Origin of the sequence: Microbacterium sp., from assembly GCF_047605725.1 — a bacterium.
In the GTDB taxonomy this organism is placed as follows: Bacteria; Actinomycetota; Actinomycetes; order Actinomycetales; family Microbacteriaceae; genus Microbacterium.
The window spans coordinates 1-17,030 of record NZ_JASGFE010000059.1 but is presented as its reverse complement, the minus strand read 5'-3'; the positions used below and the strand labels follow the sequence as shown (position 1 = coordinate 17,030).

The following is a 17,030-nucleotide window of genomic DNA, read 5'->3' as shown; positions in this document are numbered from 1 at the left end:
CCCGGATGCCGCGCGCGCGAGGCCCGTCACGACGCCGGTGCCCGCGACCGCGGCGAGCGCCGCCACGGCGCTCGCCGCCCCCACCGGGGCTCCGATGGCGACCGTGAGCAGCACCTCGGCGATGGCGGCGGCGAGGGCCGCCGCCATCGCGCCGCTCGTGAACGCCGCGCGCCGCACGGACCCGCGCACCGGGACCGGGCCCGAAAACGACACCCGGCCCGACACCGGCCCCCGCACCCGCCCAGGCAGGAACCACGCCACCGCGGCCACGACCGACGCGGCAGCGCTCAGCGGCAGCCCGACGACGACCTTCTCCTGGACGAATCCGGCATCCTGCTGCACCAGCAGCACGACCACGACGGCCCGGGCGGCCAGTGCCGCGAGCCCCGCTCCCACGAGCAGGCCGCCCGCGCGCGACGTGCCCCGACCGCTCGCGAGAGCGAGCCCCCAGCAGGCCGCCCCGACGGCGGCCAGCGCCAGGTAGCCGAGGCCGAGGAACAGTGCGCTCATGAATGCCTCCGGTCGGGATCGGCCTCAGCCGGTCGCGGTCGGCTGCGACGCGGCATCCGCCCGCGACCGGACGAGCGGGCCCAGCCGGCGCACCCGGCCGAACACCACGACGGTGAGCAGCAGCAGGATCGTGCCGCCGAGCCCGTGCAGCGCGAGGATGTACGGCGTCGCCCCCGGCGTCGACTCGTTCGGCGGCGGTGTCGCCCCCATCGCCCCCGCGATGATGAAGTACGCGGTCTGGAGCGCGAGCAGCACGAGGCACGCGAACGTGAGCACGATGTTCGAGCGGCCGATCCGGGCGAACAAGCCGAAGACGATCCACAGGAGCAGCAGGACCGGCAGGACGAACCGGCCGTTCATGCCGTGGAACCGGAACAGCTCGTCCTCGGGCGGAGAGAAGAATCCGAGGGCGGCGAGGTAGAGCTGCGCGATGAGCGACAGCGTCAGCAGCGCGTTGATCACGAGGAATGCCTTGCGCATGAGAGTCCCCTCTCGCGGAGCGTCCGTCGAGTACGGCCGCGTCGTTGGACGGCACGCTACGCTCCGCCGCGTGACGCCCGACACGGCGCTGGCCGCAGGATCCGACTGCGGAAATCCGCAACGGTGCCGGAAGCTCACCCCCACGACACCGGCGCGGGCGAGGGCCATCATGGGAAGTGCCATGACCACCAGCGCGCTGCCGGGCGAGGCGCCCGGCCTGGGGCTGCGGGGAACCGCCCGCCCGCGGGACGCCGTGCGCCTCGCCTCGACCTGGGGCCTGCTCGGCGTGAGCGCACTGTGCTGGATCGTGGTCTGCGTGGTCGCCGTCCCCGCAGACCCGTGGCACATCGGGCCGTGGATGGCGATGTACGTCGTGACGATCACGGTCGCCGCGGTCGTCCTGGCGCGGCGCCCTCGGCATCCGCTCGCCCCCTGGCTGGCACTCGGCACGGTGGTGGCGGTGTTCGAGCTCGTGACGTATGTCCTGCGCGCCGAGCTGGCCGCCGGCGCGCCCGGCGCCACGGTGGCGCTGTGGAACCTCGCTCAGCAGTGCGGCTACCTGATCCCGGCGATCGCCAGCGCGCACGTCCTCGGGCTCTTCGCGGACGGGGTCGTCCGGCGCCGCTACGAGCGCGTCGCGCTGCGGCTGACCTGGCTGGCGCTCCTGCTGCCGGTCGTGCTCCTCCTCGGCAGCTCCACTGTCGTGCTGCCGTTCTACGTGCGCGCCGACGCGCCGGTCGCGAACCCGTGGGGCGGCGCGTTCGGCTCGATCGATCCGCGCCTGGGCGGCGCCCTGCTGGAGACCTCGGGCCCACTCGTCGCGTGCGTCGGGGCGGTGCTGCTCGTCCTGCGCTACCGGCGCGCCGACGCGCGCATGCGCCGTCCGATGCGCTGGCTCCTCCTCCCCGTGACGCTCATGCCCATTCCGCTCGTCTTCCAGGCCATCCCGGCGGACGAGGTCCTCATCACGCTGGCGTGGAGCGTCGTCGTCATCGGCTTCACCCTGGCGATGGGCCTCGGCGTGCTGCAGCCGGACGGGCTCAACGCCGACCACGTCATCCGCGGTTCGGTGATCTACGGCCTCCTCTGGACGCTCATCGCCGTGGTGTTCGTGGTCGTGGCATCCACCGCCGGAACCGCGGCGGGCGCCCTGCTGCCGGTCGGCTGGGCCGCGACGATCGCGCTGGTCATCGCCGTCGTCGTCCAGCCGGTGCGCGCCCGCCTGGAGAAGCTCGCGGACCGCTGGGTGTTCGGTGCGCGCACCGATCCGACGCAGTTGGTCGTGGGGCTCGGCGACTCGCTCGCGGCGACCGACGACCTCGACGCGCTCCTCCCCCGCATGCGTGCGACGCTCGAGGACGGCATGGGTCTGCGTTGGGCGCGCGTACGCCTGCTGCGCAACGACGGCGGGCTGGATGCCGCGGACCAGGACTCCCTCGACGCCGACGACGACCGGCAGCCCGCGCTCGTCGTGCCGATCGAGGTCGAGGGCGAGCGGGTCGGCATGCTGGAGTGCGGGCCGAAGACGTCGGGGCACCTCAGCAGCGCAGATGTCGCGATCATCGAGACCTTCGCCCGGCAGGCCGGCATGGCCGTGCGCAACGTGCGGCTGACGCGCGAGCTGGCCGATCAGGCCGAGCTGCTGCGCGCCTCGCGCGCCCGGCTCGTCCGCGCGCAGGAGCAGGAGCGCCGCCGCATCGAGCGCAACATCCACGACGGCGTGCAGCAGGACCTCACGGCGCTGATCGGGCTCGTCGGCCACGCGCGGCAGGAATACCCCGGTCCCGTCGGCGAGGAGCTCGAGCAGACGCAAGAGGGATTGCGGCGCGTGCTCGCCGACCTCCGCGATCTCGCCCAGGGGATCCATCCCGCGCTGCTGACCGACCGCGGGCTGCTCGCCGCCGTCGAGGCGCTGGCCGGGAGGCATCCCGTATCCACGACGGTCCGCGCGGACCCCGAGCTGCGGAGCACCGCCCTCCCCGACGATGTCGAGGGAGCCGCCTACTTCACGATCGCCGAGGCCCTCGCGAACACCCTGAAGCACGGCTCGGCCCGCCGCATCGAGGTCGCCCTGCAGGTGGACGGCGACGTGCTCACCGTCTGCGCCCGCGACGACGGGGCCGGCTTCGAACCGGACGCCGCCCCCGGCAGCGGCCTCGCGAACCTGCGCGAACGGGTCGCCGCCGTCGGGGGCCGGTTCGACGTCGCCTCGCGGCGCGGCGGCGGGACGACCATCACGGCCGCATTCCCGCTCACCGCCGAACGGGGGCGGCGATGACGGCACGACTGCGCGCGATCGTCGCCGACGACCACTACCTGGTGCGGGAGGGCGTGCGGCGCGCCCTGTCGGCCGACGGGACGATCGACGTGATCGCGGTCGTGGGCGATGCCGAGGAGCTCGAGCGGGCGGTCGATCGCGAGATCCCCGACGCGGTCGTGACCGACATCAGGATGCCGCCGACCCACCGCACCGAGGGGATCGAGGCGGCCCATCGCATCCGCGAGCGGCATCCGTCGATCGGCATCGTCGTCCTCTCGCAGTACAACGACGCGGCCTATGCCATGGAGCTGCTCCGCGGCGGCACCGCGGGCATGGCCTACCTCCTCAAGGAGCGGATCGGCGATCCGCGCACCCTCATCCGTGCGGTCGCGACTGTCGCCGGCGGCGGCTCCCAGATCGACCCGGACGTCGTGGCATCCCTCGTCCACGCGGGACGGGCATCGTCGCCGCTCGCCGCGCTGACCGATCGTGAGCGGGATGTACTGGGGCTCATGGCGCAGGGCCGTACCAACGCGGCGATCGCGCAGGAGCTGCACCTCTCCGAGTCGTCGATCGAGAAGTACGCCTCGTCGCTGTTCGCGAAACTCGGGCTGTCCGACGAGCGGCACGTGCACCGGCGGGTGGCCGCCGTGCTCGCCTACCTGCAGGATCAGGGCAGCGCGCGGCCGATCGAGCCCGGACGCTGAGCCACCCGCCAGCAGCCGTCGACGTGGTCGTCGACCATGCCGGCAGACTGCATGAGCGCGTACATGGTCGTCGGCCCCACGAAGCGGAACCCGCGTTCTCGCAGCGTCTTGCTCATCGCCTCGGACTCGGGCGTGGTCGCCGGCACGTCGGCCAACGATGCCGGGCGCCGGTGCCCCGCGGGGGCGAACGACCACAGCAGCGCGTCGAGCTCGCCGTCGGCCAACTCGGCCACGAGGCGGGCGTTGGAGATCGTGGCCTCGATCTTGGCGCGGTTGCGGACGATGCCGGCATCCGCCATGAGCCGTTCCACGTCGTCGACGCCGAAGGCCGCGACGGTCTCGGGGTCGAACCCCGCGAACGCCTCGCGGAAGCGCGGGCGCTTGCGCAGGATCGTGATCCAGCTGAGCCCGGCCTGAAAGCCCTCCAGGCTCAGCTTCTCGAACAGCGCCCGGTCGCCGTGCAGGGGACGCCCCCACTCCTCGTCGTGGTACCGGCGGTACTCCGCGTCGTCGCCGACCCACGCGCAGCGCGCGAGGCCGTCGGTGTCGATCCGCACGTCGAGGCTCATGCACCCGACCTTAGGAGGTCTGCGCCGGCCGTGTCGGAGCCCGATCCTCGACGCGCCGGACGCCCCCGCCCGGGGGCTGCACCTAGGGCGAGCGGGCCGGAACGCAGGGAGCCGGTACGCGCCCGTCCTCCGGCACCGCGAATGGGCTCCGCTCCCACAAGCCAGACGCCCATAAGTCGCAATGTCGGAGGGTGGTGGGATGCTATGGGTATGGGAGTTCTCGAAGATATCAGCGGCCAGGTCGTGGCGCTGGGTGTGTTCGCGGAACTCGACGTGCCCGCTACGGAACTGCCGGAGTCGGCGGTGCGGCTCAGTGACGGGTCGGTGCGGGATGCGCTCGGGATCGTCGCCGGGTTGGAGAAACAGGTCGCGATGCTGCGCACCGTGCTGGTCGGCGTCGTCGCGGCCCGCTCGGGGAGGGACCGCGGGCATGGTGGTCTCGTGCAGGGCACGGGGCATCGCAACGCGGTGGAGTTCGTCCGAGACGTCACCGGGGTGACCCGAGGGGAAGCCATCCGCGCCGTGAAGGTCGGAGAAGCCCTGTTGGACGGGCACTGCGACAAGGACGGGCACGCCGTCGCACCGGTGGTCGGTGTTGACTCGGCGACGGGTGCTGCGGACGGCACGGATGCCGGGGCGGACGGTACCGACAGTGCCGCTGCGACGACTGCGTTGCCGTGGCATGAGCCGTTGCGGGTCGCGCTGCTGTCCGGGCAGATCACGACCGCGCAGTCGCACGCGATCAAGGCCGGGCTCGGGGAACCGCCCATCCGCGACCTGCACTCCACGATGGCGAACGCGGACGGCCCCTCCACCCTCCACGGGCAGGAGCCCAGCACCGACCAGCCCACCCCCGAGACCGTGATCGAGGCGTGGCGGGGCGCCGCCCGGGAGCTCGCCGCCGAAGCACCCCTGTGCACGGTGGAGGACCTCGCCTCCCGGGCGAGGGTGCTGCGGGACCTGCTCGACCCCGCTGGGGCGGAACAACGGTACGCGGCGAGGTTTCAGAAGCGATCCCTCCGGTGGTCCACCACCAGCGACGGTTTGCCTGCCGCGCATATCGTGTTCGACGACGAAGGCGGCACCTGGTTCCGGAACCTCATGGACACCGCCCTCTCACCGAGGCGTGGTGGGCCAAGGTTCGTCGCCGCAGGCGAGAAGAAACAAGCAGAGGACCTCGTCAACGACTCCCGCAGCAATGATCAGCTGGCGTATGACCTGTTCTTCGATGTGCTCCGTGCCGGAGCCCTCGCGGACGTGAAAGACGTCTACGGCACCAAGGAAGCCGGAGTTCGCCTGGTCACCCTCACCGATACGGTCACCGGGGACCGGGTGCATCGGGACGCGTTCGGCAGACTCCTCACCACCGCACAGTCCGACGACAGCACGTTGACGATCCCCGGGTCCGTGCTCGAACGCGCGTTGTGCGTCACCGGGATGGTCGAGGTCACCGTGGACACGCACGGCACCCCCCTGGACCTCGGCAGGGAAGCACGCCTCTACTCACCGAAGCAGAAACTGGTCATGGCGATCCGGGACGGCGGGTGCCTCTGGCCCGGCTGCGACCGACCCCCCGCCTACTGCGAAGCGCACCATTCCGAGCACTGGGCCGACGGCGGCGCCACCGACTGCGCATCCGGGGTCCTGCTGTGTCGTTACCACCATCTCCACTTGCACAACACCGGCTGGCGCATCGAACCGGTCGCCGGTGGCGGGTTCCTGTTGCATGCCCCACCCGGCATGAACCTCCACCCCATCCCACTCCGGTCGAAATCCTCCCTCCGCTGGCTCTGGGACCCCCCACCCGACCGACCCCCATGGCGCACCGCCGCCTAACCGCGCAGCACAAGGTGCCGAGCTCAGCTCGCGCGTGGGCGACGTGCGACTCATCGTGCGATTGTCGACGTTGACCGTCACCTCGACCGAAGTCACGGTGCTACGCGACCGGAACCGACCCTCACCCGCCCAGCCTGATCGCGACGATGCCCACGGCGGCGGCCGTGCCGATCGGGCTGAGCCGCTCCTTGAACACGAGCCATCCGATCAGGCCCGCGGCGATCACGCCGGTCTCGCGCAGGGCCGAGACGAGCGCGAGCGGTGCGATCGACTGCGCCCACACGACGATCGCGTACGCGACGAGAGAGGAGGATACCGCCGAGCGCGCCCAGCCGCGCGTGACGGCGCAGGCCCATTGTGAAGCGCGGCCGATCGCGCGTGAGCAGCAGGCACGCGAGCGGGATCGTGACGCCCTGCAGGAAGAACAGCCACGACGCGTAGCCCAGCAGCGAGCCGGACTCGCGCACGCCGACGCCGTCGACGAGCGAGTACGCCGCGACCACGACCCCGACGCCCGACAACTGCAGCGGTGCGAGCCGCTCGCCGAGCAGCGTGAGCGACAGGAGGGTCACACCGAGCACGGCGACGCCGCGCGTCAGCGGGGTACGCGGTGCCGAAGTCGGCCATCGCGTACACGGCCGTCAGCAGGATCAGGTACGCGGCCGGCAGGATCACCGAGACGCCGATCGCGATCCACGACGGCGGCTCCGGTCGCGGCGCTGCTTGACGCTGCCCAGGTTGATACCCGGCGAATCAGCATGCATCATGCGGATTTGCCGGGTATTGTAGGGCTATGATCGACCGACCTGAGGCCGAGGCTGTGCTCCGACGGGCGCTTCGACGGGCTCCCGTGGTGCTTCTCGTGGGTGCCAGGCAGGTCGGGAAGACCACGCTCGCTCGTAGGATCGTGCCACCGCAGTCGGAGAACCACTTCGACCTGGAGGATCCCGCCGACCTCGCCCGGATCGAACAGCCCATGCTCGCGCTCGGCGACCTCACGGGGACCGTGGTCATCGACGAGGTTCAGCGACACCCCGAGCTCTTCCCTGTGCTCCGCGTACTCGCTGACCGCGAGGGGGCGCCTGCGAACTTCCTGGTGCTCGGCAGCGCGTCTCCCACGGCTCTCCGTCAGTCGTCGGAGTCGCTGGCCGGTCGCGTGGAGATCATTGAACTTCCCGGCTTGGGGCCGGCGGACGTCGCCGACGTCGATACGGTCTGGCTTCGGGGCGGGTACCCTCGCTCGTTGCTGGCGGAGAACGACGATGACTCGCTCGCATGGCGGCGCTCCTATCTGCGAACGCTGGCAAACAGAGACCTGGCCGAGTTCGGGCTCACGCTGCCGTCTTCCACCCTGGAACGCTTCCTGGGGCTTGTCGCACACCATCACGGCGGACCGGTCAATGCTGCCGCGATCGCGAGCAATCTCGACATCGGAGAGTCGACCGTCCGCAAATACCTCGGTGGGTTGCAGGATGCCATGCTGATACGCGCACTCCCGCCGTGGCACAGCAACCAGGGAAAGCGACTCGTGAGGACCCCGAAGACCTACTATCGAGACTCCGGACTGTTGCACGCCCTCTGGGGGAACGTCACCTCCCGCACCGCCCTTCTCCGCCACCCGGCCGTGGGCAACTCCTGGGAGGGATATGTCATCGAGGAGATCCTTCGTCGTGCCGCAGAGGAACGCCCCTACTTCTGGCGCACCAAAGACGGAGCGGAGCTGGACCTGCTCCTGGACGGACATCGCCGCCTCGGCTTCGAAGTGAAACGATCGGACGCGCCGAGACTGACTCCTTCGATGCGTTCCGCAACGAAGGACCTCACCCTCGAACACCTGTGGGTCATCTACCCGGGAAGCCGCAGATACCGCCTGTCAGAGACGGTCACCGTCCTGCCATTCCGGGACCTCATCGCACTCAGCTCGGTCAGCGAACTCTCGTAAGCAGCAGAATCCGATCCCGCGGCACGATCTGGCGACGCGAGTTGCACGCTGAAGTCGCTGAGATCGCCGACGCGTGAGCGCGGCGTGCGCTGAGGATGAGGCGGGCCCGGCGGAGGGAGGCAGGGGAACGGGTACCGTCACGCCGGGCCCGCCGTTCATCTCCGGGAGAGGCTCTTCTCCGGCACGGGGGCCTCTCCGGAAGCGGCGAGCGCGGCGTGGTACGCACGGGCCTCGTCCTGGCGTTCGCGCTCGGCGCCGGACGCGATCGGCGCGCGCACGTGCTCGGGGGCGAAGCCGAACGCGTCGACGAGATCCTGCGCGTGCGGACGCAGTCGCAGGCATAGCCGGTCGACGTAGCGCGAGACGGTGGCGGCGCGCTGGGCCGACAGCCGCCCGTTCACGAGGTACCAGGCGAGGTGCCGCTCGACCAGCGTGAGCCCGAACAGGTCGCGCAGCCACGTGAGCACCTGCCGCGTGCCGGGGTCGTCGACCGACGCGACGGCATCGGAGAACGCCTCCCACTGCAGCAGCTCGCCGTGCGCGCGGGCCGCCTCGATCAGCTCGGCCTGGTTCGCGTTGAACAGGATCGCCGCCTCTTCGGGGCTGGCCTTGGCTGCCGGGCGCAGCCGCGCGGCGAGGTCGGCGACCATGCGCTCGACCCGGTCGGCGAGGAGCTCGTGCTGCTGCTCCATGCGCAGGCCCAGCTCGACCGAGCGCGCTGTCGAGCCGAGGTCGGCGACGGTCTGACCGAGCTGCCGCAGCCCTGCACCGTGGAAGATGCGCCCCGCGGTCTGACCGACCGCATAGCGGGCGAGCGCCGCCGGCGCCTTGCGCCGGAACCGCTTGGCGTAATCGCTGAGCAGGCGCTTGCCGACCAGTTGCAGCAGCACGTTGTTGTCGCCCTCGAAGGTGACGTACACGTCGAGGTCGTGGTGCAGGCCCACGAGGCGGTTCTCCGCCATGAAGCCCGCGCCGCCGCACGCCTCGCGGCACTCCTGGATCGTGCTCAGGGCGTTCCAGGTGGAGAGGGGCTTGAGCGAGGCGGCGAGAGTCTCCAGGTCCTCACGGGCCTCGGCGGTGTCGCCGCGTCCGCTGAAGACGTCGTCGAAGGCCTTGACCAGCTCGTCGCCGGCGAAGAACTGCGCGTAGTTCTGCGCGAGCAGCGGCAGGAGGCGCCGCTGATGCTTGCCGTAGTCCAGCAGCACGACCTCGTCGGTGCCGATGCCGGAGTCGAACTGGCGGCGCTGGTTGCCGTAGGTGATCGCGATGTGCAGGGCCAGCGCGGTCGCGGTCGTAGCCGCCCCCTCCAGCGACACGCGGCCCTGAACGAGCGCGCCGAGCATCGTGAAGAAGCGGCGCCCGGGGCTGGCGATCTCGCTGGAGTAGGTGCCGTCCGGCGCGACGGAGCCGTAGCGGTCGAGCAGGTTCTCGCGGGGGATGCGCACATGGTCGAAGTGCAGGCGACCGTTGTCGATGCCGTTGAGCCCGCCCTTGACACCGTTGTCCTCGCCGCCGACGCCGGGCAGGAACCGGCCCTCGTCGTCGCGCAGCGGCACGAAGAAGCAGTGCACCCCGTAGTCGACGCCCCCGGTGATCAGGTGCGCGAACACGGTCGCCGCCCTGCCGTGCAGCGCCGCGTTGCCGAGGTACTCCTTCCAGGCGCCCCGGAACGGTGTGTGGATCACGAACTCCTCGGTGGCGGGGTCGTAGGCGGCCGTCGTGGCGATCGAGGCGACGTCCGACCCGTGCCCGGTCTCGGTCATGGCGAACGCGCCGGGCAGCTCCAGGTCCATCGCCTGCCGCAGCCATCGGTCGTGGTGCTTCTTCGTGCCGAGTTGGTGGATCGCCGACGCGAACAGCCCCCACTGCACGCCCGACTTGATCTGGAGGCTGGGATCGGCGAGCACCAGCTCCATGAACCCGGTGACATTGGCGCCGTTGTCGTTCGCGCCGCCGTACTCCTCCGGGAACGCCCGCCGGGAGCCGCCGCGCTCGACGAGCAGCCGCAGCTGGGCCAGCACGCGCTCGCGGTGCTCGGCCATCGGCATCCCCTCGACGCGCCAGAACACCGGGTCCTTGATCATCTCGCGGGCCTCGCGCCGGGTGCCGGCCCAGGTCCCGAGCAGCAGGTCGGTCACCGCGGTCACGTCGATGCGGGGCTCGGATGCATCGGCCGCGCGGGCCTCGTCGGCGCTGTGCGGCGCGGTCGGGGCGCCGCCCGCGGGCGTGCGCCTGCTCGTGGCGGGACGAACGGCGGCGTCGGTCATGCGGGACCTCTCGGGGAGAGTGGACGGAGTCACCATGACCGTAGGTCGGCCACAAGCCATCCTCAAGCCCGTTGGCCGGCTCCTACAAACCGGTGCGGCCGCTCGCGCCGCCCCCGTTGTTCCCTCCCGACACCCTCTCGCTGCGCGAGGTCAGAGCGTCAGGCCGTGACCGAACCGGAACAGCGGATCGGCGGTGTCGAAGGGCACGTCGGGGCGGGATGCCTCGACCGCGGCCATCGAGCGCGGCACGTCGAACGGCAGCTTGCCGCGCGCCGGCGACGCACCGCTGAGCACGTCCAGCAGCGCCGCCGAGCTCGCGCCCCAGTTCGCGACCACCGCGTGCGCGCTCTCCACGATCGGCGCGAGGATCGCCGGCCGGTCGAGGAACACGTCCACGACGGTCGGGACCGCCGCGGCCACCTCGGCGACGTGGTCGAGCTCGTCCTGCGGGAAGTCGAGCGAGCCGGCGTGGAAGAAGTTCTCGAACGCCGTGGCGCGCTCCTCGAAGGGAGCCCGCAGGCGCAGGATCGCAATGTCCGCCTCGGCCGGGGTGTCCACGACCTGACCGTAGGCGGCGGCCGTCTCGGCGGCGATCCCCTCGACGTACAGGCGCAGGCCCGGGGCGAACGGCAGCACGGGCGCCCCGGCATCCGTCGCTCGGTTGCTCAGCACCGTGATCGAGGCCCGCTGCGCGTCGACGCCGGCGTCCCGGAACCGCGTCGCGCCCACGATCGCGTCCGCAGCGTCCACGTCGACGTACGGGTTCTCGAACAGGCCGAGCTCGAACTTCTCGCGCAGCAGCCGCCGCGCCGACACGTCCAGCCGCTCCTCGGTGACGGTGCCCGCCGCGACCAGCTCCAGCAGCAGGTCGACGCACGACTCACCGCCGAACTGGTCGGCGCCGGCGTCGAGGATCTTGGCCATCCGCTCGGCCTGCGAGAGATGCTCGACCCCCCACGCCCGGGCGACGTGCAGGTCACCGAGGATCTCGTGGTCGCTGATGAGGGCCCAGTCGGTGCACACGATCCCGTCGAAGCCGAACCGCTCGCGCAGCAGTCCGGTGATGATCGACTTGTTCAAGCCGAAACCGACCTCCTCGTACTCGGTGCCGACCGGCATGCCGTAGTACGGCATGATCTGGCGGCAGCCGGCGGCGAAGATCGCCTCGAAGGGCTTCAGGTGCAGCTCGAACTGGCCACCCGGGTACACCTGTTCGCGCCCGTAGGGGAAGTGCGGGTCCTCACCGTCCTTCTGCGCGCCGCCGCCGGGGAAGTGCTTGACCATCGCAGAGACCGATCCCGGCCCGAACGAGGCTCCCTGCAGGCCCCGCAGGTAGGCGGCGCCCAGCTCGCCGGTGAGGTCGGCGTCCTCGCCGAACGTCTGCAGCGCACGCGCCCAGCGCGGCTCGGTGGCGAGGTCCACCTGCGGGTGCAGCGCCACGCGGATGCCGACGGCGGTGTATTCCTGACGCATGATGTCGGCGAACTGCTCGACGATCTCCGCGCTGCGCGTCGCGGCCAGCCCCAGCCCGTCCGGCCACTGCGAGAACGGACCGGACAGCAGCGCCGTGCCGGGGTTCTCGGTGAAGGAGTGCCGCGGGTCGGTGGAGATCGTGATCGGGATGCCGAGTCTGGTGGATGCCGCCAGCTCCTGCAACCGGTTGTGCCACCGCGCCATGTCGCTGGCCTTCGGGGCGACGCTGAGCAGGTTGAAGTGACTCATGTGGCGGTCGAGCACGTACTCGCGGTTGGACGGGAGCGAGAACGCCGGCTCGGCCTCGGCGAGCTCTCCCCCTTCGCCCATCGTGATCATCGTGTGGAAGAACAGCCCGGCCTTCTCCTCGACGGTCATCTCGCGCAGCAGCAGTTCGACGCGTTCGGCGACGGGAAGGCTCGCGTCGAGCCAGGGGCGATCCTCGGGAGCGGTCATCAGGGATCCTTTCGTGGGCAACGGCGGTGGTGCCGTCACCGACCTTACGCGGATCGACGCAGCACCGGAAGTGAAAGCCGCGTCGACTGCGGGTTTGTGCCGCCCGGGGGCGGCACGCGGGTCGCGTCCGCTCCGTAGGATGCTGTCACGATCGTTCGCCGAGGAGCCCGGGCGCGTGCCCGGGTCCACCACGACAAGGGGGCCGACGTGGCCGAGACCGCACCCGAGCTCATCGTCATCGCCGACCGCGTGCACTCGCTCGACGAGGGGACCCCCACCGTCCAGGCGCTCGCGATCACCGGCGGCCGGGTGAGCGCTCTCGCCGACGCCGACACGATCCGCGCGCTCGCCGGACCCGCGACCGTCGTACGCGTCCTCCCCGGCGCCACCGTCGTGCCGGGGCTCGTCGACGCCCACTCCCATCCGATCATGAGCCTCGACCTCGTCCGCGGCGTCTCCCTCGTGGGCGTCACCGACATGGTCGCGCTGCGGGCGGCGCTGGAGGCCGGGCGGGCGGGACTGGGCGAGGACGACTGGTTCTTCGCGTGGGGCCTCGACCCCAACGCGTTCGAGGGCGCCCCGCTCGGCAACGCGCTGCTGCACGAGCTGTTCGGCCCCGACCGGCTCGCCTGGATCATGCTGTTCGACGGGCACTCCGCGCTCGCCTCCGACGCCGCGCTGGCCCTCGCCGGCATCACGGCGCCACGGCAGTTCGACGACGGCGCCTCGATCGCAGGCGACAGCACCGGGCGCCCCTCCGGGCACCTGCTGGAGTTCACCGCGATGAAGCTCGTGCAGGCCGTGCACCCGGCCGTCACCCTCGGCGAGCGCGCCGACCAGCTGCGCGAGCTGCTGGCGCGCATGGCCGCGGCGGGCATCACCGAGGCGCACGTGCTCGACATGGAGGCCCCCGACACCCTCGAGCTGCTCACCGCCGCCGAGGCGGCGGGCGAGCTGGCCGTGCGACTGCGGATCTCGCCGTGGTGCGAGCCCACGTCGACCGACGCGGACCTCGAGCGCATCCGAGGCCTGCAGGGCACGCACGGACGGCGGTGGCGGATCGAGGGCGTCAAGTTCTTCATCGACGGCACGGTCGAGGGCGGCACGGCGTGGCTCGACAGCCCGGATGCCGACGGCGAGGGCCTGCAGTCGTTCTGGCGCGACGCCGACGCCTACGCCGACCGCATCCGGTTCTTCCACGATCACGGCATCCCGACCACGACGCACGCCATCGGCGAGCGCGGCATCCGCACGGTCGCCCAGACTCTCGCCGCCCTGCAGCCGAACGGTGTGCAGCACCGGATCGAGCACCTCGAGTCCGTCACCGACGACACGATCGCGCTCCTGGCAGGCGCCGGCATCGCCACCGGGATGCAGCCGACGCACTGCACGCACTACGTGCGCGCCGACGGCGGCGACGACTGGTCGCGCCGGCTGGGTCCGACCCGCGCCGGGCGGGCGTGGCGCACCCGTGACGTGCGGGAGGCGGGCGTGACCCTCGCGCTCGGGTCGGACTGGCCGATCGCGCCGTTCGAGCCGCTGGCGATCATGGCCGACGCGCAGCTGCGCCGGCCCGCGCTGCACGAGGACGCCCCGCCGGTGCGACCCGAGCAGGCCCTCACCGCCCGGCAGGCCCTGGAGGGCTACACCGTGCACGCCCACCGGTCGATCGGCGCCGCAGGCGGCGTGCTCGCACCCGGGGCCCGCGCCGACCTCACCGTCCTCGACGTCGATCCGCTCGCGGCGGACCCCGACGCCCTGGCCCGGGGCCGTGTGCTCCTGACCGTGCTCGACGGCGTCGTCGCGTTCGACGCCGTCGGCTGACCCGGCCCCGCACGTCGGGCGAACGCGCACGTCGGGCGGTCCTGCCCGCCGGGCGGTGCTCAGGCGCCCGGGCGCTCCCACCGCACGCCGGGGAAGCGCCCGAAGTCGTTGTCGAAGGTCACGACGGTGGCGCGGTACTGCAGTGCCAGCGCGGCGAGATGGGCGTCATTGACGAGGTCGCCGCCGCGTCCACCGTTCGCGGCGAGCAGCTCACGCATGTGCTGGGCGTGCCGGGCATCGGGCTCGGGCACGACGACCTGCGGACGGGCGAGCCAGCCCTCCACGACGGCCAGCGCATCCTCCGGCGAGAGCGCCGGTGACGCGATCCGAGGGTTGGTCGTGATGCGCGTGAACGCGATCAGGCTCAGCCACGGCATGAGCAGCGTCTCCGGTTCGCGAAGAGCCCTTTCCAGCCAGGTCCGGGACGGCTCGTGCAGCGCCGACCCGGCGTTGACCGCGTAGACGAGCACGTCGGCGTCGATGAGCCTCACTCGCCGAGCGCCATCTTGCGCAGGAACTCCTCGTCGTCCAGCTCCGCAAGCAGTCGCATGGCGCTGTCGCCCGGAATCTTCATCGGACCGAGGTCGAAGACCGGCAGCACATACGGCTCGGCGTCGGCACGCTCGGTGCGCAGGGCCTCGATGATGGCGCCGTTGACGACGTCACGGAACGACACCCGACGCTCCTCCATGGCGCGGCGGACGAGCGCATCGGCCTCGGGCGTGAGCGTGATCGTGGTGCGGGACACGGGTGCATCATAGCATCACCATCTTTGATGCGATGATGCACTCGAATGCGGAGCCGACGATCTGGGCGGGTTCGCGCCTCAGGCGCCGTCGGCGGCGATCACGGCGAGCACCGCCTCGCCGTAGGCCTCGCGCTTCTTCGCGCCGATGCCGGTGATGCCCTCCAGGTCCTCGATGCGCCGCGGGCGGTGCTCGGCGAGGGCCCGGAGCGTGGCATCCCCGAACACGATGTAGGCGGGTACGCCGAGCTCGCGCGCCGCGCCCGCACGCCACTCGCGCAGCGCCTCGAACAGCGAGCGGTCGCCGGCCTCCAGCGTGTCGGCGGCCGGCTGCTTGCGTGCACGGGCGGCTCCGGTCCGCCCCAGCACGTCGCGCCGCAGCGGCACCGGGTCGTCGCCGCGCAGCACGGCGGGAGCCTGCTCGCCGAGGCCCAGCACGCCGTAGTCGCCCTTCGCGACCAGGACGCCCCGGGCCAGCAGCTGCCGCACGACGCTGCGCCAATCCTGCTCGCTCAGGTCGGCTCCGAGTCCGTAGGTGCTCAGGCGATCGTGCCCCTGCTGCCGGATGCGCTCGGTCGCGGCACCCCGCAGGATGTCTACGAGATGCCCGGCCCCGAAGGCCTGGCCGCGCTCGCGCTGGAGCCGCACGATCGTCGACAGGAGCTTCTGGGCGGGCACGAGCCCGTCCCACGTCTCGGGCGGATCGATGCACGTGTCGCAGTTGCCGCACGGGCCGGAGTCCTGCCCGAAGTAGGCGAGGAGGTTCTGACGACGGCATCCGACCGTCTCGCACAGGGCGAGCATCGCGTCGAGGTGCTGGCCGAGGCGCATGCGGTAGGCGCGGTCACCGGGCGACTGGTCGATGAGCCGCCGCTGCTGCACGACATCGCCGAGCCCGTAAACCATCCACGCCACCGCGGGGTCGCCGTCGCGCCCGGCACGCCCGGTCTCCTGGTAGTAGCCCTCGACCGACTTCGGCAGGTCGACGTGCGCGACGAAGCGCACGTCGGGCTTGTCGATGCCCATGCCGAAGGCGATCGTGGCGACCATGACGACGCCGTTCTCGCGCAGGAACCGCGCCTGGTTGCGCGCGCGCACATCGGCGGGAAGGCCCGCGTGGTAAGGCAGCGCGTCGATCCCCTGCGCCCGGAGGTGCTCGGCGGTCTGCTCGACCGATTTGCGACTGAGGGCGTACACGATGCCGGCGGCACCGTCGGGCTGCGCGCGGATGAACCGCACGAGCTGGCGGCGCGGGTCGACCTTGGCCTCGATGCGGTACTGGATGTTCGGGCGGTCGAAGCTCGCCACGACGTGCCGGGCCGTGCCCAGCCGCAGCCGCTCGGTCAGCTCGCGGTGAGTCGCCGGCGTCGCGGTGGCGGTCAGCGCCATGCGCGGCACGCCCGGGAACCGTTCGCCGAGGTCGCCGAGCGCGAGGTAGTCGGGGCGGAAGTCGTGGCCCCACTGCGACACGCAGTGGGCCTCGTCGATCGCGATGACGCTGAGGCTCCCGCGCTGCAGCAGCTGCGTGGTCTGCGGCGTGGAGAGCCGCTCGGGCGCCACGTAGAGCAGGTCGAGCTCGCCGGCGAGGAACGCGCGCTCGACGCCGGCGCGCTCGGCGGGCGTCTGCATCGAGTTGAGGTAGGCGGCGCGCACGCCGTTGGCCACGAGCGCGTCGACCTGGTCGTGCATCAGGGCGATGAGCGGGGAGACCACGAGCCCCGTGCCGGGGCGGACCAGGGCGGGCACCTGGTACGTGATGCTCTTGCCGCCGCCGGTGGGCATGAGCACGACGGCATCCCCGCCCGCCACGACGTGCGCGACGACCTCGGCCTGGTCGCCGCGGAAGTCGTCGTAGCCGAAGACCTGCTTGAGCACGGCGCGCGGGTCGGCGCCGACGTGGGATGCCGCGGCCTGCGGCGGCGCGGGGTCGGTGACGCGGCCCCGGTCGGCGGGCAGGCGGA

The 17,030-nt window shown here is 71.8% G+C and carries 14 protein-coding genes; 5 read left to right on the top strand and 9 right to left on the bottom strand.

The genetic code is table 11. The features are described 5' to 3' along the window. Together QM641_RS11485 and QM641_RS11480 are read right to left on the bottom strand one after the other, a co-directional pair. A partial coding sequence (locus tag QM641_RS11485) for a hypothetical protein (protein ID WP_415116583.1) occupies positions 1 to 510 on the bottom strand: 510 nt, incomplete at its 3' end. Between the two features lie 24 nt (positions 511 to 534). Further along, complete coding sequence (locus tag QM641_RS11480; protein WP_415116581.1) at positions 535 to 990, bottom strand: DUF6220 domain-containing protein; 456 nt, start codon at positions 988 to 990, stop codon at positions 535 to 537. Between the two features lie 181 nt (positions 991 to 1,171). On the opposite strand from QM641_RS11480, the gene QM641_RS11475 reads away from it, so the two are divergent. Together QM641_RS11475 and QM641_RS11470 are read left to right on the top strand one after the other, a co-directional pair. Beyond that, positions 1,172 to 3,268, top strand: coding sequence for a histidine kinase (locus tag QM641_RS11475; RefSeq protein WP_415116579.1), 2,097 nt, complete (start codon positions 1,172 to 1,174; stop codon positions 3,266 to 3,268). After that, a complete protein-coding gene (locus tag QM641_RS11470) occupies positions 3,265 to 3,957 on the top strand; it encodes a response regulator transcription factor (RefSeq protein ID WP_415116577.1) in 693 nt (230 codons plus the stop codon). Before QM641_RS11475 ends, QM641_RS11470 begins: the two co-directional genes overlap by 4 nt. Here QM641_RS11470 and QM641_RS11465 read toward each other — a convergent pair. After that, on the bottom strand, positions 3,921 to 4,526 hold the full coding sequence (locus tag QM641_RS11465; RefSeq protein WP_415116575.1) for a DNA-3-methyladenine glycosylase I: 606 nt from the start codon (positions 4,524 to 4,526) through the stop codon (positions 3,921 to 3,923). The genes QM641_RS11470 and QM641_RS11465 overlap by 37 nt on opposite strands. 210 nt (positions 4,527 to 4,736) lie before the next feature. Between QM641_RS11465 and QM641_RS11460 the strand changes: the two genes are divergently transcribed. Continuing rightward, positions 4,737 to 6,362 carry a DUF222 domain-containing protein gene (locus QM641_RS11460; RefSeq protein WP_415116573.1) on the top strand — a complete coding sequence of 542 codons (1,626 nt, stop codon included), beginning with the start codon at positions 4,737 to 4,739 and terminating at the stop codon, positions 6,360 to 6,362. Positions 6,363 to 6,483: 121 nt separating this feature from the next. Here the strand turns inward: QM641_RS11460 and QM641_RS11455 are convergent, their stop codons facing one another. After that, a complete protein-coding gene (locus tag QM641_RS11455) occupies positions 6,484 to 6,645 on the bottom strand; it encodes a hypothetical protein (RefSeq protein ID WP_415116571.1) in 162 nt (53 codons plus the stop codon). Between the two features lie 510 nt (positions 6,646 to 7,155). Here QM641_RS11455 and QM641_RS11450 point away from each other — a divergent pair. Further along, positions 7,156 to 8,304: an ATP-binding protein gene (locus QM641_RS11450; protein WP_415116569.1), complete on the top strand. Its 1,149-nt coding sequence runs from the start codon at positions 7,156 to 7,158 to the stop codon at positions 8,302 to 8,304. A gap of 155 nt (positions 8,305 to 8,459) precedes the next feature. Here QM641_RS11450 and QM641_RS11445 read toward each other — a convergent pair whose 3' ends face one another. Beyond that, a complete protein-coding gene (locus QM641_RS11445) occupies positions 8,460 to 10,571 on the bottom strand; it encodes an acyl-CoA dehydrogenase (protein ID WP_415116567.1) in 2,112 nt (703 codons plus the stop codon). A gap of 150 nt (positions 10,572 to 10,721) precedes the next feature. Next, positions 10,722 to 12,500: a glycoside hydrolase family 3 protein gene (locus tag QM641_RS11440; RefSeq protein ID WP_415116565.1), complete on the bottom strand. Its 1,779-nt coding sequence runs from the start codon at positions 12,498 to 12,500 to the stop codon at positions 10,722 to 10,724. A 207-nt stretch (positions 12,501 to 12,707) separates the two neighbouring features. On the opposite strand from QM641_RS11440, the gene QM641_RS11435 reads away from it, so the two are divergent. Continuing rightward, positions 12,708 to 14,324 carry an amidohydrolase gene (locus tag QM641_RS11435; protein ID WP_415116563.1) on the top strand — a complete coding sequence of 539 codons (1,617 nt, stop codon included), beginning with the start codon at positions 12,708 to 12,710 and terminating at the stop codon, positions 14,322 to 14,324. A 59-nt stretch (positions 14,325 to 14,383) separates the two neighbouring features. Here QM641_RS11435 and QM641_RS11430 read toward each other — a convergent pair whose 3' ends face one another. From QM641_RS11430 to recQ, 3 genes are all read right to left on the bottom strand, one after another. Beyond that, the gene (locus tag QM641_RS11430; RefSeq protein ID WP_415116561.1) at positions 14,384 to 14,815 is read right to left on the bottom strand and encodes a TA system VapC family ribonuclease toxin; all 432 of its coding nucleotides are present in this window, start codon (positions 14,813 to 14,815) and stop codon (positions 14,384 to 14,386) included. Next, on the bottom strand, positions 14,812 to 15,072 hold the full coding sequence (locus QM641_RS11425; RefSeq protein ID WP_415116559.1) for a hypothetical protein: 261 nt from the start codon (positions 15,070 to 15,072) through the stop codon (positions 14,812 to 14,814). Before QM641_RS11425 ends, QM641_RS11430 begins: the two co-directional genes overlap by 4 nt. 78 nt (positions 15,073 to 15,150) lie before the next feature. Then, positions 15,151 to 17,030, bottom strand: a 1,880-nt coding sequence (gene recQ / locus QM641_RS11420) for a DNA helicase RecQ (RefSeq protein WP_415116557.1), incomplete at its 5' end; no start/stop codon positions are given.